Below are 17,288 nucleotides of genomic sequence, written 5' to 3'. Positions count from 1 at the left end.
TTGAGGCGGGCGGCTCTCGCCTGTCACAACTCAGTGGTTGTGGCCGGCGTGTTCGTCTTCTTCTTCCTCGGTGAACGGGTGTTCGTCCAGCCGGCCGACCAGTTGGTCGTCCGGGGCCGGGGCGAACGGTCCGGCGCCGTCCTCGTCCTCGAAGGCCTCCAGGTCGAGCGGGGCCTTCACCTCGCTCACCGTGAGCAGGCCGTCGAGCGGCTCCAGCTCCGGCACGTCCAGCGAGGAGAGCGAGCCGTCGCCGGCCTGGAGCAGCTCCAGCACGGCCTCGCCGACGGACTCGACGTCGCCGGCCTCCTCGTCGGCCGGCACCAGGTTGCGGCGGGCGGCGTCCGCCACCCGCAGCAGGGCCGAGACGCTGGGCACCCGGTAGTCGCGGCGCTGGCGCACCGAGATCACCCGCGGGTGCGGGTCGGTGTCGCCACTGCCGATGCCGCCGCCGGCGCCACCGAAGCGCTGGTCGGCCTCGTCGGGGTCGATCGACTCGACGTCCCACGGCGTGACCTCGCCGAACGCGTCGAGCAGCCGCTCGTCGTAGGCGAACGACGTGTTGTTGAGGTTGACGTACGCCTGCCACACATCGTCGTCGTCCACCCGGCCTTGGGCGGCCTTGACCGCCGCCAGGTGGGCTTTCGCGGCCTCGACGACGAGCTCGAGGGCGGCGTCGAGTTCCGCGTACTGGTCGGTCATGGTGTGAAAAGTCCTCTCATCAGCTCGCCTGCAGCAGTCGGTCGAGCACACGCACGCCGAACTGTAGTCCTTCCACCGGGACGCGTTCGTCCACGCCGTGGAAGAGCGCGGAGAAGTTGAGGTCGGCGGGCAGTTTGAGGGGCGCGAAGCCGAAGCAGCGGATGCCCAGCGTGCTGAACGCCTTGGCGTCGGTGCCGCCGGAGAGCATGTACGGCACCGTGCGGGCGCCCGGGTCCTCGGCGCGCAGCGCGGCACCCATCGCCTCGACGAGCGCACCGTCGAAGCTGGTCTCCAGGGCGTCCTGCCGCGAGACGTGCTCGATCTCGACGTCCGGGCCGATCACCGCGCGCAGCTGCTCCAGGAACAGCTCGGCCTGGCCGGGCAGGGTGCGGCAGTCGATGGTCGCCGACGCCCGGCCGGGGATGACGTTGTCCTTGTAGCCGGCCTCGAGCCGGGTGGGGTTGGCCGTGTTGCGCACGGTGGCGCCGATCAGGTTGGCGATCGGGCCGAGCTTGGCGATGGCCAGCTCCGGCTCGTCCGGGTCGAGGTCGACCCCGAGCGCCTCGGAGATCTGCTCCAGGAACGAGCGCACGGTCGGGGTGACGACCATCGGGAACTTGTGCCGGCCCACCGCGGCGACGGCCTCGGCGAGCGCGGTGACCGCGTTGTCGTCGTGCACGAACGAGCCGTGCCCGGGGCGTCCCCTGGCGTGCAGGCGCAGCCAGTCGATGCCCTTCTCCGCGGTCTCGATGAGATAGAGCCGCAGGTCGTCGTTGACCGTGTAGGAGAAGCCGCCGACCTCGCCGATCGCCTCGGTGCAGCCTTCGAACAGCTCGGCGTGCTCGCGGACCAGCCACTGCGAGCCGTACTCCATGCCCGCCTCCTCGTCGGCCGTGTAGGCCAGGACGATGTCGCGGGGCGGGACGTAGCCGGTGCGCTGCCAGCCGCGGACGACGGCGAGCGTCATCGCGTCGAAGTCCTTCATGTCGATCGCGCCGCGGCCCCACAGGTAGCCGTCCTTCTCCTCGCCGGAGAAGGGTGGCACCGACCATTCGCTGGCGTCGGCGGGCACCACGTCGAGGTGGCCGTGCACGAGCAGCGCGCCCCGGCTGCGGTCGGCGCCGGGGATGCGGGCGACGAGGTTGGCCCGCCGGGGTGCGGACTCGAGCAGCTCGACGGCGATGCCGACGTCGCTGAGCCGCTCCGCGACGTATTCGGCGGCGACGCGTTCGCCGACGGTGGTGCGCGGATCGCCGGTGTTGCTGGTATCGATCCGGAGCAGGTCGCGGCAGATCCCGACGACCTCGTCGACGGCGGAGACAGGTTCCATCCGCTCTTCTTACCAGCTCGCCGCCTGAGGTGTTTGGCGGGAGATCGGGTGCGGGTAAGACGGCTCCGACCCACCGGGCCAGAGAAAAGGAAGCACAGTGTCAGTTCCGCTGCCTCCCCTGCCGCCCATGGGCGGTGAGACGACCGGCCCCAACGTCGTCGACCTCATCGGCCGGGAACACCGCGAGCTGCTCGCGCTCTGCGCGGAGCTCACCGGCGAGGGAACCGACGCCGCGCGCCGCCGGTCGATCGCCCAGGTGCTCAGCGCCGGGCTGTCGCGCCACCTGTCCGCCGAGGAGCAGTACCTCTACCCCGCCGTGCGCTCGATCGTGCCGGACGGCTACGCGCTGGTGGACCGGGAGATCGTCGAGGACCGGGCCCTGCTGGAGGCGCTGCGGCTGCTGGAGGCCGCGGGCGACGGCGACCGGCCGGCGCGCGCGGCCGACGTCTGCCGGCGGCTGACCCGGCACGCGGACGCGGCGGCCGCCGAGTTGCTGCCCATGCTGCTGCAGATGGCCCCGGTGGAGGATCTGATCCGGCTGGGCAACCGGGTCGAACTGGCCGAGGAGGCCGCGCCGACGCGACCGCACCCCGGTACGCCGTCGACGCCGCCGTGGAACAAGGTGGTCGATCCGGCGGTGGCAGTGGTGGACAAGATGCGCGACATGATGAGCCGGCGGACCACGTACCCCCAAGATCTTTAAGCAAAGCGCATAGTGGACGGCGATTTCACAGATAGTGAAATCTATCTCACGCTACGCGTGGGTAACCCCGTACCGGTTAGCGGGTTCTGTCCTTTTGGTTAACCTATTTGTCACAAGTGGAGGATCTTTGACTGGCCGAAGGTCTAGCCGATATCCCGCGAACGTCCTACCGTCACGCTATGAACCTGGAGCTGCGGCATCTCAAGGTGGTTGTTGCCATCGCGGAGACGGGCAGCGTGACGAAGGCGGCGTCGCTGCTGGGCCTCGCCCAGCCGGCCCTGACCGCTCAGCTGCAACGCATCGAGCGGACCCTGGGCGGGCCGCTCTTCGAACGTGACCGCCGCGGTGCTCGGCCGACGGCCCTCGGCGAGCTGGTGCTCTCCCGGGCCAGGGTGCTGCTGCCCGCGATGAAGGGCCTGCAGGACGAGGCGGCCCGGCTCGCCGGGTCCGGCACGGACGAGAACGTGATGACCCGGTACCGGATCGGCGCGATCGGCGGACCGGTCATCGGCGGCATGGTGCACCGGCTCTCCGAGGCCCAGCCGGACGCCCAGATCACCACCCACGCGTCGTACTACGTCGACGAACTGTGCACCATGGTGCTGGCCGGCAAGCTCGACTACGCCCAGGTCGGCGTCTGCGGCGACGCCATCCCGTCCGCCGACTACGGCCTGGTGTGGCAGACCATCGCGGTCGACGGCGTGTGCGTGCTGATGCCCGACGACCACCCCGCGGCCAAGGGCATCGACGTCGATCTGGCCGAGCTGGCCGAGGAGCAGTGGGTGGCCGGCACCGGCGACGGCTGCTTCGCCGACTGCTTCGCCGCCGCCTGCGCGCGGGCCGGGTTCACCCCGCGCCGGATGCTGGAGACCGACATCCGCGGCTGCGTCGACATGGTGGAGTCCGGGCTGACGCTGGCCCTGTGCCAGCCGACCTTCCGGCCGCCGGCGGGGCTCACCCACCGGCCGCTGCGGGGCGCGCCGCTGCGCTGGCGCCAGGTGCTCGGCTGGCACCCGGACAGCCCCGCGGCCCGGGTCGCGCCCCGGCTGATGGGCATCGGCCGGCGAGGCCTACCACGAGGTGGTGGCCCGCAACCCGCTCTACATCGAGTGGCTCGAGGACTATCCGCAGCTCGGCGGGGCCCAGCTCGCGGCGGCCTAGCCGACACCGGAAAGCCCCGGCCCTGACCAGGACCGGGGCTTCCTGCCGCTCAGGTCAAGCGGCCACCGCCGGTGCGGGCGACGCCACCTCGAAGGTCAGCCGGCCGCCGGCCGTGTCCACCCGTACCGTCTGCCCGGGGGCCAGGTCGGCGCCGAGCAGCATCCGCGAGAGCGGGTTGTCCAGCTCGCGCTGGATCGTGCGGCGTAGCGGCCGGGCGCCGTACTCGGGCTGGAAGCCCTTGTCGGCGAGCCAGTCGATCGCCGCCGTGGTGATCTCCAGGCCGACGTCCCGCGCGCGCAGGCGCCGGCGCGTCTCCCCCAGCAGCATCTCGGTGATCCGCCGCAGCTGCCCGGTCTCGAGCTGCCGGAAGACGATGACCTCGTCGATCCGGTTGAGGAACTCCGGCCGCAACTGCTCGCGCAGCCGCCGGTCGAGCTTGTCCCGCAGCTCCCGGTCCGGCGCGGAGGAGTCCGTGCCGAAGCCGACCGTGCGCTTGGAACCGTCGATGAGGTCCGAGCCGATGTTGCTGGTCATGATCAGTACGGTGTTCTTGAAGCTCACGGTCCGGCCCTGGCTGTCGGTCAGCCGCCCGTCGTCCAGCACCTGCAGCAGGATGTTGAACACGTCCGGGTGCGCCTTCTCGATCTCGTCCAGCAGCACCACCGAGTACGGCCGGCGCCGCACGGCCTCGGTGAGCTGGCCGGCCTCGTCGTAGCCGACGTAGCCCGGAGGCGCGCCGACGAGCCGGGAGACGGTGTGCCGCTCCTGGAACTCGCTCATGTCGAAGCGGACCATCCGGTCGGTGTCGCCGAACAGCGCGCCCGCGAGGGTGCGCGCCAGCTCGGTCTTGCCGACGCCGGTCGGGCCGAGGAACAGGAAGCTGCCCACCGGCCGGTCCTCATCGCCCAGCCCGGCCCGGGACCGCCGGACCGCCTCGGCGACCGCGGCGACCGCCTCGTCCTGCCCGATCACGTGCTCGTGCAGGTGAGCCTCCAGGCGCAGCAGCCGGTCGCGCTCCTCCTCGGTGAGCTGCGCGACCGGGATGCCGGTGGCCCGCGACACCACCTCGGCGATGTCCGCCGGGGTCACCTGCGGCACGCTGGAGCCAGTCACGCCGGTCACGCCGGTTCCGTCGATCTGCGCCCGGAGGGCGTTGATCTCGTCGCGCAGCGCGGAGGCCTTCTCGTAGTTCTCCGCGGCGACCGCCTGGTCGCGGTCGCGGGTCAGCTGCTCGACGGCCCGCTCCTGCTCGCGCACGTCCGCCGCCGGCGTCTTGACCCGCAGCCGCACCCGGGCGCCGGCCTGGTCGATCAGGTCGATCGCCTTGTCCGGCAGGAAGCGGTCGGTGACGTAGCGGTCGGACAGCTCCGCCGCGGCGTCGAGCGCCTCGTCGGTGATCCGCACCTGGTGGTGCGCCTCGTAGTTGTCGCGCAGTCCGCGCAGGATCGCCACGGTGTCGGCGACGCTCGGCTCGCCGATCAGCACCGGCTGGAAGCGCCGGGCCAGGGCCGCGTCCTTCTCGATGTGCTTGCGGTACTCGTCCAGCGTGGTCGCGCCGACCACCCGCATCCGGCCGCGGGCCAGGGCGGGCTTGAGCATGTTGCCGGCGTCCATGCCGCCGCCCTCGCCGCCGCCACCGGCGCCGACCAGGGTGTGGATCTCGTCCAGGAAGACGATCAGGCCGTCGCCGTGCTCCTGGATCTCGTCGATGACCTTGCGCAGCCGCTCCTCGAAGTCGCCGCGGTAGCGGGTGCCCGCGACCAGGCCGGCCAGGTCGAGCTGGATGACGCGCTTGCCCGCGAGGGTCTGCGGCACCTCACCGTCCACGATGCGCTGGGCCAGGCCCTCGACGACGGCGGTCTTGCCGACGCCGGCCTCGCCGATCAGCACCGGATTGTTCTTGGTACGCCGCGACAGGATCTCGACGGCCTGCTCGATCTCCTCGGCCCGGCCGATGACCGGGTCGATCTCGCCGCGGCGGGCCAGCTCGGTCAGGTCGACGCCGTACTCCTCCAGCGTGGGTGTGCCGCCCGGGCCGCCGGGCTGGTCGGCACGGCCGCCGCGGCCGGGCTGCGGCTCGGCCCGGCCCAGCGAGCGCGGGTCGATCCGGGCGGCCAGCAGGCGGCCGGCCGTGGAGTCGGCGTTGAGGCCGAGCGCCATCAGGATGTGCTCGGGGCCTACGTAGGAGGCGCCCACGGCGCGCGAGAGCTGCAGGCCGTCCAGCAGCGCGCGCTTGGCGGCCGGGGTCAGGGCGATCCGGTCGGGCAGCTGAGCGCCCGGGGCACGGGTGGCGCCGCCGAGCTCGGCGAGCAGGGCGTCCGGGTCGGCGCCGGCCCGGCGTACCAGGGTCTGCTGTGGCTCCTGCTGGAGCACCGCCCAGAGCAGGTGTTCGGTGTCGAGGTCCGCGATGCCGATGCCGGCGGGCGCCACCTCGGCGGCCCGGCGGGCGGCGCCGAACAGGACCTCGCGTGCGTCCGCGCTCATGAATCTCGTGATATCGATCCGCTGGGCGGACCGGCGTGGCTCGGCCGCGCCGAGGAAACGGGCGAACAGATCGTCGAATTCACCGGGGCCGCCTGGCCCCAGGGGTCCGATGCTCATGGTGTCTTCTCTCTGCGGGTGGATCGGTGTCCGGGACAGCACAGCGTCCTGAACGATCGTTTGATTCCGGTGTGAGACGCTCGTTACGTGAACGTCGGGCTGCTGGTCGTCGACGCCGCCAACGTCCTCGGCTCCAAGCCGGACGGTTGGTGGCGGGACCGCGCCGGGGCCACCGCGCGCCTGCGCGACGGCCTCGTGGGTATCAACGCCGCGGGGCTGCCGGATCTTCCGGGACCGGTCGAGGTCGTGCTCGTGGTGGAGGGCCGCGCCCGGGACGTTCCGGGCGTGGCCGGGGTCCGGGTCGAGCGGGCGCCCGGCTCCGGGGACGACACGATCGTGGCGCTGGTGGCCGCCGAGGGCACGGACCGGCAGGTCGTGGTGGTTACCGCCGATCGCGAGCTGCGCCGGCGGGTGATCGCGCTCGGCGCGGAGGTGCGCGGGCCCTCGGCGGTTCCGCGATGAGGGCGTGCGAGCATGAATTCGCGAAAGGGGCGTGCGGGCACGACCGCCCCAACGTGAGGCGACTATTCTGAGTCTTTACCGCCGTGTCGATACCGCAGGAGGCTGCACGAGTGGCCAGCGTCGCCGAGCTCAGAGCGGCCGTGGATGCCGCACTCCAACAGGTCACGGAGGGTCAGGCGGCCATCCAGGCGGCCCGTGAGAAGCTCGGCGAGGCCCAGCAGAGCCTGGCCGCCGCGCTCGACGGCAGCGCCAACGACGCGGTCGGCGCCGCGCACGCCTCCCTCTCGCAGGCCGACCAGCAGCTGGAGGAGTGCTTCGGCGCCACGCTGCTCGCGGTCGAGCAGGCGCAGACCTACACGGCGACGCTGTAACGCGATGTCACTGCTGCAGGAACTCGGCGCCCAGCTCCGCGCCACGTCCGACGAGTTGCCCACCGGCGAGGTGACGGTGGCGATGGAGCGGCTGCGCACCGCCACCGAGCTGCTGAACTGGGTGCGGCAGACCTCGGTCGACCCGATCGGCGTGCCGCAGCTCGGCAACGCCACCGAGCACGCCGAGCACGCCGCCGCCGCCCTGCGGCTGACCCAGGACGCCATCGCCGCCTATCTGGCCGCCCTCGGCCTGGCCGCCGACGCGGGCGCGCCGCCGGACCAGGACTGGAAGGCCGGCCTGGAGAAGAAGGACAAGCAGGACGAGCCGGCACCGGCCCCGGGCCAGCAGGAGCAGCAGCCCCCGCCGGAGCAGCTCGGGCCCTGGTGGCGCGAGCGGGTGGAGCAGCTGACCGGCGAGGCGCCGCCCCCGCCGCAGGCCAACGGCGCGCCGCCGCCGGAACGCACCGCCGACACCGCCGAGCTGCTGCGCCGGGTCGCCGCCGGGGTGCGCTCGGGCGACCGCGCGCGACTCGGCCGCGACCTGCACGGCGTCAACGCCGCCACCGGGCTCGGCCTGTCTGCGGTCACCCCGCCGGTGCTGCGCCGGCTCGCCGGCGACCTGCTGGGCCACGAGCCCGGGCCCGACGACCTGCAGCGGCTCCGCGGCGCCGCCGGCGGCCGGGTCAAGTCGCTGCTGCCGGGCACCCCGCCGGCCACGCTGGACACCCTGCTGGCCCGGATCTGCCGGACGCCCCCGACCGAGCAGGCCCCGGCCCACCCGGCCGACTCGGCGGTCACCGCGAGCGTGCTGACCGGGGTGCTGCTGGCCCGCCTGGGCCGCGACCCGGCGACGCTCGACCCGGGCGCCCCCGAGCCGTTGCGACCCCGCGGCGTCGATGCCTGACTCCAAGGCGCAACAGGTCGTCGAGGTCCGTGCCGCGCTGTCGCACGCCCTCGGCGCGGCCGACGACACCCTCGAGGCGGCCCAGCGCGCATACGAGGCAGCCGTGACCCGGCGGGCCCGGGTGGTCGCCGCCGCCCGCGAGCGCCGGATCCGGCTGGCCGGCGAGCGCGACAAGCGGCTGCGGGAGATCGACGAGCAGCACGACCGCGACCTGGCCGCGCTGGCCGGCGCCGCCGCCGAGACGGCGCTGGTGGCCGCGCCCGGCGCCGCCGGCCTGCCCTGGGCGCAGTGGCGGCCGACGCCCGCCGGCACCCAGGTCCCGGCGCCGGAGCTGCGGGTGGGGCGGCTGCTGCTGCCGTACGACGGGGAGGTGCCCGCACTGGTGCCGCTGCTCGATCACGGGCATGTGGTGGTCGAGGGCGACGAGCGCATCGGTGACGACGTGGTCGCCGGCCTGCTGCTGCGCGCGCTGGGCAGCTCGCAGGCCGGCCGGGTCCGGCTCACCGGCTACGACCCCGAGCAGCTCGGCGGCGGCCTCGCCGGGTTCGCCCCGCTGGCCCCGGCCGGGGTGCTGAGCTTCGTCGGCCCGGGCGGGCTGCCGGCGCTGCTGGACGAGCTCGTCGACCACGTCCGGCGGATCAACGAGACCGTGCTGGCCGGCGAGCACTCGTCGCTGCGCGAGCTCGCCGCCGCCACCGGCCGGCGGCCCGAGCCGTGGCGGGTGGCGATCCTGCTGGGCGCCGGCCGCGCCGACGAGCTGTCGCGCCACGAGCGCAGCCAGCTCGACCGGCTGCTGCGCACGGGTGCCGCCTGCGGCGTACACCTGATCATGCGGGGTTTCCCGGTGCGGCCCGCCGCCGGCATCGAGGTGGTCCAGGCCGCCGAGGGCGACGCCGCGCGCCTCGGCGGTTGCGGTGACCTTCCGGTACGCCTGGACGCCGGGCCGCCCGCGTCCGTGGTGACCCGCACCTGCCGGCAGATCGCCGAGGAGGTGGCCGCCGGGCCGGCCCCGGTCGCGCTGGACAGCCTGCTGCCCGAGCAGGAGTGGCAGCAGAGCTCCGCCCGCGCGCTGACCGCGCCGCTCGGCGACAGCCCGCAGGGCGCGCCCGTGCACGTGACGCTGAGCGACTACCCGCCGCACGCCCTGATCGCCGGGCCGTCGGGCACCGGCAAAACCAACCTGATCTACGCCTGGATGGGCTCCCTCGCCGCCCGCTACTCCCCCGCCGAGCTGGCGTTCTACCTGCTGGACTTCAAGGAGGGCGTGTCGTTCGCCCGGTTCGCCCCGGGCCGGCGCGACCCGAGCTGGCTGCCGCACGTCCGGCTGGTCGGCGTCAACGTCAACACCGACCGGGAGTTCGGGCTGGCCCTGCTCCGCTTCCTCGCCGACGAGCTGCGCAGCCGGGCGGACGCGGCCAAGCGGCACGAGGTGACCAACCTGGCCGAGCTGCGGGCGGAGGATCCCGGCGGCACGTGGCCACGCATCGTCGCCGTGGTGGACGAGTTCCAGGTGCTGCTCTCCGGCCGCGACGCGGTGGCGGCCGAGGCCGTCAACCTGCTCGAGGACCTGGCCCGGCGGGGCCGCTCCCAGGGCATCCACCTGGTGCTGGCCAGCCAGGACGTCTCCGGCATCGAGGCGCTGTGGGGCCGGCCCGCGCTGGTCGCGCAGTTCTCGCTGCGGATCGCGCTGCCCCGGGCCCGGCGCGTGCTGGCCGAGACGAACCAGGCCGCCGACTCGCTGCCGCGCTACCACGCGGTCGTCAACGCCGACTCGGGCGCCACCGAGGCGAACCGGGTGGTCCGGGTGCCCGACGCCGGCAACCGGGAGCGCTGGAGCGAGCTGCAGCACCGGCTGTGGCGGCACCGGCCGGCGGAGCTGAGCGCGCCCCGGCTCTTCGACGGCGACGCGATCCCCCGGCTGGAGGACAGCCCGGAGTTCCGCGTGTTCACCCCGGCCGACACGGTGGCCGCGCCGGTGGTGCTGCTCGGCGAGACCATCGACGTCACCTCGCGATCGGCGCGGACGGTGCTGCGCCGGGCGCCAGGCCGGAACATCGCGGTGCTGGGCACCCGGGTCGACGAGGCCTGCGCGGTGCTGGGCACGGCCGCGCGGTCGCTCGCGGCCCAGTTCGCGCCGGGCGCGGCACGGTATTCGGTAGCCTGCCTGGACACCGACGCGGAAGCCGCGGTCTCCGCACTGCTCGCGCAGCTGTCCTCGGACGACACGGGCAAATTCACCGAAGCCAACATCGACTTCCTGCTCGAGGACGCCGCCGCGTCCGCGCAGTCCGGGACCGCGGCCGACAAGCCGCACTTCATCTTCGTGTACGCGGCCGACGCGGCACCCAAAGGCAGCCACGAGCTGCTCCGCCAGATCATGCGCCACGGCCCGGAGCGGCGCATCCACGTGATCGGCTGGTGGCGCGGGGCGGCGCTGCTGCGTGACACCCTCGGCGGGCAGGCATCCCGGACGGACATGGTGGGAGCGTGGGTGGCGCTGGACGTGCACGGCAGCGAGCTGTCGCCGTACTACCCGGGACACGGCTCGCCGAACTGGTATCCGCGGCCCTGGCGGGCGCTGCACTTCGACCGCTCGGTGCACCGCGGCGCCGAGGTGATCATCCCGTACGGACCGTCATGATCGCCCTCGTCACCACCCTCGTCACCACCCTCATCGCCACCCTCATCGCCACCCTCATCGCCACCCCGGAGCCCTCATGACCGCGCCGGAGCCCTCATCCGCGCCGGAGCACGACGGCACGGTGGAACGCCGCACGCCGGACTACCGCGGCGTCGTCCGGAAGCTGACCAACCTGGACAAGGAGGCCGTCGCCCACCGCGCCGAGGCCCGCGCGTGGCACGACAGCCGCGCGATCGAGGCCGACAACGCCGTCCGCGCCGCCGACCAGCGCATCCGCGAGACGCGGGCGGCGTGGCAGTCGGCCCAGCGCGAGCGCGAGGAGGTCGACGCCCGCTCCGCGGTGCTGTGGGCCGAGTTCGCGCACAAGGCCGGGCGGGTGGCCGACCGGTTCGGCGCGCACGCCCCGCAGCCGGCGGTGCCACACCAGCGGGACCGCGACGCGGAGGACTACCTGCAGGAGGCGGCGGCCACCGCGGCGTGGGCGCCCACGCCGCGCAAGCCGTCCAGCGGCGCCTCGCTGCTGTACGTGGTGCTGGGCGCGCTCGGCGGGGCGGTCGGGGTGGCGGCGTGGTCGACGCTGCGCTGGGCCGGGCGGGAGGCCGGTGGCGACCTGGCGACCGGGCTGCCGGTGGTGGCGCTGGTGGTCGCGCTGCTCGGCCCGATCCTGGCCGTGGTCACGGCCAAGCGGGTGGCGGATCGGCGCAGCGCCCAGCTGGACGCTTCCGCGGTGGCGACCGTGCTGATCGCGAGCCTGATCGCCGCCGGGCTGGTCCTGGCCCTGGCCCGGGGCGGCGCGGCGGCCTAAGCGGCGTAGCGTGCCGGCCTGAGCGGCGTAGCGTCCCGGCCTGAGCGGCGTAGCGTCCCGGCGCGGCGGCCAGAGCGACGTAGCGTCCCGGCGCCGCACGGCTTTGGCGCAGCATCCGCTGACCTCGAAAGCGCCAAGGCCGGTGGGTGCGTCAGTCGGGCGCAGCCGGGACCGCCACGGCCTCGCGCAGCAGGCGGCGGGCCAGGATCACGCGGTCGGTGTCGTCCGCCAGGTCCGGCAGGTCGCCGACGCGGTGCGGTGCGCCGTCCAGCGCGGTGCGCACCGCCGCCGCGCAATAGCCAGGGAAGCGCAGCGTGCGCCCGGTCAGCAGGAGCATCACGTGCTCCGGGCCGTCCGGGTGCAGTTGCCAGCGCAGCCCGTCGCGGACCGTGATGCGGTCGTCCACGCCGAGCCGTTCCGCGGCGTCGAGCTGGGCCAGCGGCCGCAGCGGGGCCGGGCGCTGGGCGGGCCAGTCCCGGTCGCGGAGGCGGGCCGCCACGGCGACCGGGTCGGCGTCGAGCAGCCAGTCGCGCAGGGCCTCGACCGTGCGGGCGAGCTCCGGCGCGACGGCGTCCGGGTCGGCGACGTCCAGGGCGTACGGCAGGGTCGCGCGCAGCCGCTGGTCCTCGGCCGCGAGCTGAAGCAGCTCCGTCACCAGCGCGTACCGGGTCAGGGCCCGGACGCCGAAGGTGAGGTGCAGGGAGCGTTCGCCCTGGGCCTCCGCCGAGTGCAGCCAGCCGCGGGGCAGGTAGAGCGCGTCGCCGGGGGCGAGCACGACGTCGAGGGTCGCCGGGCCGTCGGCCACCGCGCCGACCTCGTCCGCGTGGCCGGCCCAGCCCTGGCGTTCGAGGGGTTCCGGCAGGACGGGCTCGTGGATCCGCCAGCGCTTGGTACCGTCCACCTGCAGCACGAACACGTCGTGGTGTCGTAGTGGGTGGCGAAGCCCTTGTTGCCGGCCGGCGTCAGGTAGGCGTTGACCTGCAGCGGCTGCCGCAGCTCCGCGCCGAGCCGGCGGGCGTAGTCGGTCAGCGGCGGCCAGATCCGGTGCAGACCCTGCAGGACCAGCGTGGCGCCGCCCGCGTACAAGCTCATGATCTTGTCATCGATCACCTGATCGCCGACCTCGGCGCCGGCGCCGCCGCTGCCGGTGAAGGCCGCGGTGGGCAGCACCGTGCCCCGGTCGGCGACCCGTAGGAACGGGGTACGCAGGCCGCGCTCGCTGAGCAGCTCGTCGACCGCGTCCGGGGACAGCAGGTCGGTGAAGCCGGCCGGGTTGGCGAGCTCCACGGCCCGGGTGAGCAGCGGCTGGCGCCCCCAGTAGGCCTCGGCGAACTTCGCCGGGTCGACGGCGATCGCCCGGGCCAGAGCCGGGCGGTCCTCGTCGCCGCCCGGCACCGGGTTCGTCATCGCCGCGAACCTCAGGACGCGGTGCCGTCGGCGCCGCCGTCGTGGCCGGCCGGGTTGGCACCGCCGTCGGCCGGGCCCTCGGCACCGGCACCGCCGTCGGCGCCACCGTCCTGACCGGCCGGGTTCGCGCCGCCGTCGGCCGGGCCCTCGCCCGCGCCACCGTCCGCGCCGCCGTCCTGGACGTTGGGGTTGGCGCCGCCGTCGGCCACGCCCTCGCCCGAGATGCCGCTGCCGCCGGTGATGTCGCCGTCGCTGAGTCGCATGATTGGCTCCTTCGTGTCGCCCCGGCGCCCGGGGCAGGTGGAGATCTGGTCGTACCCCGGGTCGATCACGTCTAACCGATGCGGAACGTGGGTATCGCCACGGCATGCTCGTGATCGGAACCTCGGGCTGGCAGTACAAGGACTGGCGGGGCGACGACCGGCTGTATCCGCCGAAGCTGCCGCAGCGACGCTGGCTCGAGACGTACGCGGAGTCGTTCGCCACCGTCGAGGTCAACAACGCCTTCTACCGGCTGCCGGAACGCGCCACGTTCGCCAAGTGGCGCGACGGCACCCCGGACGACTTCGTCTTCGCGGTGAAGATGAGCCGCTACCTGACCCACATCAAGCGGCTGCGGGAACCCGCCGAGCCGGTGGCCCGGTTCCTCGGCCGCGCGGAGGCGCTCGGCACCAAACTCGGCCCGGTGCTGCTGCAGCTCCCGCCCACCCTCAAGATCGACGTGTCGGCGCTGGACGAGACCCTGGGCCTGTTCCCGGAGGGCGTCAAGGTCGCCGTCGAGCCGCGGCACGACTCGTGGTGGACCGACGAGGTCCGGGACCTGCTGCGCCGGCACAACGCGGCGCTGAGCTGGGCCGATCGCAAGGGCCGGCCGGTGACCCCGCTCTGGGTCACCGCGGACTTCGGCTATCTGCGGCTGCACGAGGGGGGCGCGCAGCCGTGGCCGCGCTACGGGCGTACGGCGCTGGCGAGCTGGCTGGACCGGCTGCCCGGCGTACCCACCTATGTGTTCTTCAACAACGATCCCGGCGGCGCGGCAGTCACCGACGCTGCGGCGATGGCCGCGCTGGCGCGGCGGCGTGGGATCGAGGTCACCCGGACGCCGTAGGTTGGTGGGGTGCTGAACGTCGAGCTGAACGGGCAGGCGCCAGACCTGGCGCGGCTGCACCGGATCGCGACCCTGAACTACGGGCACTACACGTCGCTGCAGGTGCGCGACCACCGGGTGCGCGGCCTGGCGCTGCACCTGGCGCGGCTGGCCGACGGGGCCGAGGAGTTGTTCGGCCACCGCATCGGGGTGGACGAGGAGCACCGGCTGCTCGGGCTGATCCGGCACGCCCTCGGTGATGTCCGGGACGCTTCCGTCCGGGTGACCTTCGTGCCGGGTTCCGGCGAGCAGGCCCCGCCGGACGTGCTGGTGTCGGTCTCCGACCCGGCGCCCGAGGAGCCCGGCCCGCCGCTGCGGGTGCAGACCGTGCGATACGAACGCGAGCTGCCCGAGCACAAGCACCAGGCCACGATGGGGCTGAACTACCGGGTACGCGAGGCGCGGCTGGCCGGCTTCGACGACGCGCTCTTCCTCGGCCACGACGGCCGGGTCCGCGAGGGCACGTCCTGGAACGTGGCGTTCTGGGACGGGGCGCGGGTGGTGTGGCCTGCCGCGCCGATGCTCAAGGGCGTCACGATGGTGCTGCTGCAGATCGCCATGAGCATGACCGGCACCCCGTGGCAGGTGCGGCCGGTCGACGCCGAGGAGCTCAGCGGCTTCGCGGCGGCGCTGGCGGTGAACTCACACTGCCCGGCGCGGCCGATCGCGAGCATCGACGAGCTGCCGCTCAAGGAGGACGGCCTGCTCGCCGAGACGGTGCGGGCGGCGTGGGCCACGGTGCCCTGGGACGAGCTTTAGTCCATCAGGTCGATCAGGGTGGCCGCGTCAGGTGCAGGCTTCGCGCGCGGAAACGGGGATCTCCGAAGGTGGGGATTTGTCGGCTGCCGGCTGCTGGCCCTTGGCGATCACCGGCTTGGTGCCCTTGAAGTCTCCGTGGTAGCGGCGCACGTTCTGATACCCGCCGACCATCCTGTAGGGGTTTTCCTTGGGTCCGAGAACGACGCTCTTCTTCTGGTCGCCCGTGATGTAGCTGATCTCGACGCCCCATTCGTAGTAGCCGGTGCAGGCGTACACCTCGAAGTCGAGCTCCGCGGGATCGTCGCGGGACACCGTGAAGGTCCGGCCGACCTTCTCCGCCGGCGGCCGCTCCGCCGTCCCCAGTTCTTCGGCTTTCACTCCCCGCTCGACGACGCCGCGGTCTTTGATGACGTCATGGTCGAGGAGCACGTCGAAGAGCCGATAGATGGCGCTGCCGCCACAGGGTTCCTTGAACTCCAGGCCCCAGGCCGGTGTCAGTGCCTGCCGTTCATGAATGACGAGATCGATTCCCACGATGTACACCGGGTTGCTCGTCTTGGTCGTCAGGGTCACGTAGAGGTTTCCCCGGTACCAGCCCACGGCGCCGAGGTCGGTGATGGCCGCGCGCCGCAGTTCCTCGTCTCCGCCGGGTGCGAACTCGGTGATCTCCTTGGTTCCGGGCAGTCCCGCGATGTTCGGGTCCTGATCGCACTGGAGATCCTCCATCCACGCCGCGTCGTGCACGAGGGTGGGCTCGTCCGGCCAGACGCTCTGCGTCACCTTCTGGCCCAGCGGCGTGAGGACGGCTCCGGCGGCGAGCAGGGCGACCGCGCCGAGGCCCGACAGGATCTTGGCCGTCCGGGCGGTCTTCGGTTCGGCGGTGGCTTTCTGGCCTTTCTTCTTTTTCGGCACCTGCGACTCCCGGCGGCTCGAAACTAGCGGATTCCTGCCCGGCAGGGGTGGGCCGAGCGCAACTGCGGATGATTGGCGGCTACCCGACCGAGCAGGCCACAGGCGGCGCGGACGCGCGCCCAGGGTCCGATCTCGGAGATCAGTATTCCGTCGGGGAAGCTCATGGCGAATCGTTTGCCCCCGCGATCCACGGCCAGCCGGCCCGGACCGCCCGACCGCACGGTCGTCTGATCGCTGATGGTGCCGACGGGATCCGTGTAGCGCACGTCCCAGAGGGTGGCACCACCGTCGGAGTCGGAGGTCACCAACCTCCGGCCGTCCGCGGTGAGCGCGACGTCGTCGATGCCGGTGCCGGGCGCGTAGAACTCCCGGATCACCCGGAATCCATCGACGTCCCAGAGCGTCATCGTCTGTCTCGGCAGGTTGTGCCAGGCGACCAGCGCACCGTCGCCGCTGGTGGCCACCGCGGTGGGGAAGTTCTCCCCCTCTCCCGGCAGCGAGACGAACCGGACCTCTTCGGTCGTGCGCAGGTTGTGCAGGCTCCACAGCCGGACCGAGTAGTCGCCAGCGGTGGCGAGGAACCGTCCCCGAGGGTCGAAGGCGAGCGACAGCACCGGCCCGGGAGTCACCAGCTTGCCCGGCCAGGCCGCGCCGTCCACGACATCGACGACTCTCACGGTCTTCTGGAAGCCGTACGCGATGGCGTCCCCGTCCGGGGAGAAGGCGGCGACCGCCCAGGCCGTGCGGCTGTCTCCCTTGGGCAGGCTGGTCGACCACACCCGCTCGGCGCCGGCGAGATCCCACGCGGCGAACTGTCCTCCGCGGCTGCCGGCGGCCAGCATGGTGCCGTCGCGGTTCCAGGCCAGCGTGGTCACGTAGTCGCCGCCGTCCAGGCGGAAGCTCGCCACCTGGCGAAGGCCATCGCCGAGCACGCGGACGCTCCGGTCGTCGCCCGCGTAGGCGATCAGACGGCCGTCAGGGCTGAACTGGATGGGTGAGTTCAGCTGGGCCGGGATGAGCATCGGCTTCCGGAGGTCGATCAGGGCGATGAGGCCGGACGCCGACCCCACCGCGACCAGTTGCCGGGATCGCGCGAGGGCGAGCACGTCCGATCGGATGCCCAGGGAGGACAGCTCGACGTCGGGCCGGGCGCGCCGCAGCGGGGAGTAGTTCCAGATCTCCAAACCGCCGAGCTCGGCCTCGTCGGAGGCGCGCCGGCCATAGACGAACAGGTTGCCCGACAGCGGCTCCACCGTGGCCGGCTGATCCCACAGGTGCGCGACGTCCTTCGGCGGGGTGGACGTCGCGAGACCCTCCGGCACCCGCTCGCGGCGGCGCACCGGATCGAGTGACCACGTCGCCCTGGTGCCGTCCCCGAGGCCGGCC

13 protein-coding genes and 3 pseudogenes are annotated in these 17,288 nt (G+C 73.3%); 9 read left to right on the top strand and 7 right to left on the bottom strand.

The features are described 5' to 3' along the window. Positions 1-30 precede the first annotated feature (30 nt). Together DMB66_RS19790 and DMB66_RS19785 are read right to left on the bottom strand one after the other, a co-directional pair. Positions 31-699 carry a hypothetical protein gene (locus tag DMB66_RS19790; protein WP_125805583.1) on the bottom strand — a complete coding sequence of 223 codons (669 nt, stop codon included), beginning with the start codon at positions 697-699 and terminating at the stop codon, positions 31-33. A 19-nt stretch (positions 700-718) separates the two neighbouring features. Further along, complete coding sequence (locus tag DMB66_RS19785; RefSeq protein ID WP_125805582.1) at positions 719-2,029, bottom strand: M20/M25/M40 family metallo-hydrolase; 1,311 nt, start codon at positions 2,027-2,029, stop codon at positions 719-721. Positions 2,030-2,156: 127 nt separating this feature from the next. On the opposite strand from DMB66_RS19785, the gene DMB66_RS19780 reads away from it, so the two are divergent. Together DMB66_RS19780 and DMB66_RS19775 are read left to right on the top strand one after the other, a co-directional pair. Beyond that, positions 2,157-2,732: a hemerythrin domain-containing protein gene (locus DMB66_RS19780; protein ID WP_233624709.1), complete on the top strand. Its 576-nt coding sequence runs from the start codon at positions 2,157-2,159 to the stop codon at positions 2,730-2,732. 179 nt (positions 2,733-2,911) lie between these two features. Then, positions 2,912-3,893: pseudogene (locus DMB66_RS19775) on the top strand (LysR family transcriptional regulator). A gap of 54 nt (positions 3,894-3,947) precedes the next feature. On the opposite strand, the gene DMB66_RS19770 reads toward DMB66_RS19775, so the two are convergent. Next, complete coding sequence (locus DMB66_RS19770; protein ID WP_125805580.1) at positions 3,948-6,494, bottom strand: ATP-dependent Clp protease ATP-binding subunit; 2,547 nt, start codon at positions 6,492-6,494, stop codon at positions 3,948-3,950. An 87-nt stretch (positions 6,495-6,581) separates the two neighbouring features. Here DMB66_RS19770 and DMB66_RS19765 point away from each other — a divergent pair, with 87 nt between their 5' ends. The 5 genes from DMB66_RS19765 (at position 6,582) to DMB66_RS19745 (ending at position 11,677) form a co-directional block, all read left to right on the top strand. After that, positions 6,582-6,956 (top strand): hypothetical protein, encoded by a 375-nt coding sequence (locus DMB66_RS19765; RefSeq protein ID WP_125805579.1) that lies wholly within the window; start codon positions 6,582-6,584, stop codon positions 6,954-6,956. A gap of 110 nt (positions 6,957-7,066) precedes the next feature. Next, on the top strand, positions 7,067-7,327 hold the full coding sequence (locus tag DMB66_RS19760; protein WP_125805578.1) for a hypothetical protein: 261 nt from the start codon (positions 7,067-7,069) through the stop codon (positions 7,325-7,327). A gap of 4 nt (positions 7,328-7,331) precedes the next feature. After that, entirely contained in the window at positions 7,332-8,231 is a 900-nt protein-coding gene (locus DMB66_RS19755; RefSeq protein WP_125805577.1) for a hypothetical protein, read from the top strand. After that, positions 8,224-10,872, top strand: a complete 2,649-nt coding sequence (locus tag DMB66_RS19750; protein ID WP_125805576.1) for an FtsK/SpoIIIE domain-containing protein — start codon at positions 8,224-8,226, stop codon at positions 10,870-10,872. The genes DMB66_RS19755 and DMB66_RS19750 overlap by 8 nt, the downstream gene beginning before the upstream one ends. Positions 10,873-10,948: 76 nt before the next feature. Continuing rightward, a complete protein-coding gene (locus tag DMB66_RS19745; RefSeq protein WP_125805575.1) occupies positions 10,949-11,677 on the top strand; it encodes a hypothetical protein in 729 nt (242 codons plus the stop codon). Between the two features lie 151 nt (positions 11,678-11,828). On the opposite strand, the pseudogene DMB66_RS19740 reads toward DMB66_RS19745, so the two are convergent. Together DMB66_RS19740 and DMB66_RS19735 are read right to left on the bottom strand one after the other, a co-directional pair. Then, a pseudogene (locus DMB66_RS19740) lies at positions 11,829-13,084 on the bottom strand (cupin domain-containing protein). 17 nt (positions 13,085-13,101) lie between these two features. Further along, a pseudogene (locus tag DMB66_RS19735) lies at positions 13,102-13,347 on the bottom strand (BatC protein); the annotation flags it as partial. 104 nt (positions 13,348-13,451) lie between these two features. Between DMB66_RS19735 and DMB66_RS19730 the strand changes: the two are divergent. Together DMB66_RS19730 and DMB66_RS19725 are read left to right on the top strand one after the other, a co-directional pair. Next, positions 13,452-14,192 (top strand): DUF72 domain-containing protein, encoded by a 741-nt coding sequence (locus DMB66_RS19730; RefSeq protein ID WP_125805574.1) that lies wholly within the window; start codon positions 13,452-13,454, stop codon positions 14,190-14,192. A 9-nt stretch (positions 14,193-14,201) separates the two neighbouring features. Beyond that, on the top strand, positions 14,202-14,990 hold the full coding sequence (locus tag DMB66_RS19725; protein WP_125805573.1) for an aminotransferase class IV: 789 nt from the start codon (positions 14,202-14,204) through the stop codon (positions 14,988-14,990). A 27-nt stretch (positions 14,991-15,017) separates the two neighbouring features. Here the strand turns inward: DMB66_RS19725 and DMB66_RS19720 are convergent, their stop codons facing one another. Next, positions 15,018-15,902, bottom strand: a complete 885-nt coding sequence (locus tag DMB66_RS19720) for a hypothetical protein (RefSeq protein WP_125805572.1) — start codon at positions 15,900-15,902, stop codon at positions 15,018-15,020. A 23-nt stretch (positions 15,903-15,925) separates the two neighbouring features. After that, positions 15,926-17,288 (bottom strand): WD40 repeat domain-containing protein (locus DMB66_RS19715; protein WP_199752508.1); only part of this gene is annotated, 1,363 nt, incomplete at its 5' end.

Source organism: Actinoplanes sp. ATCC 53533 (assembly GCF_003947245.1).
The sequence above is the reverse complement of the archived record's forward strand: the minus strand, read 5'-3'. Positions and strand labels throughout refer to the sequence as shown.

Coding starts and splice junctions, on each gene's coding strand:
- DMB66_RS19790 (WP_125805583.1), bottom strand. CDS start 699: ATGACCGACCAGTACGCGGAACTCGACGCCGCCCTCGAGCTCGTCGTC.
- DMB66_RS19785 (WP_125805582.1), bottom strand. CDS start 2,029: ATGGAACCTGTCTCCGCCGTCGACGAGGTCGTCGGGATCTGCCGCGAC.
- DMB66_RS19780 (WP_233624709.1), top strand. CDS start 2,157: ATGGGCGGTGAGACGACCGGCCCCAACGTCGTCGACCTCATCGGCCGG.
- DMB66_RS19770 (WP_125805580.1), bottom strand. CDS start 6,494: ATGAGCATCGGACCCCTGGGGCCAGGCGGCCCCGGTGAATTCGACGAT.
- DMB66_RS19755 (WP_125805577.1), top strand. CDS start 7,332: ATGTCACTGCTGCAGGAACTCGGCGCCCAGCTCCGCGCCACGTCCGAC.
- DMB66_RS19750 (WP_125805576.1), top strand. CDS start 8,224: ATGCCTGACTCCAAGGCGCAACAGGTCGTCGAGGTCCGTGCCGCGCTG.
- DMB66_RS19745 (WP_125805575.1), top strand. CDS start 10,949: ATGACCGCGCCGGAGCCCTCATCCGCGCCGGAGCACGACGGCACGGTG.
- DMB66_RS19730 (WP_125805574.1), top strand. CDS start 13,452: ATGCTCGTGATCGGAACCTCGGGCTGGCAGTACAAGGACTGGCGGGGC.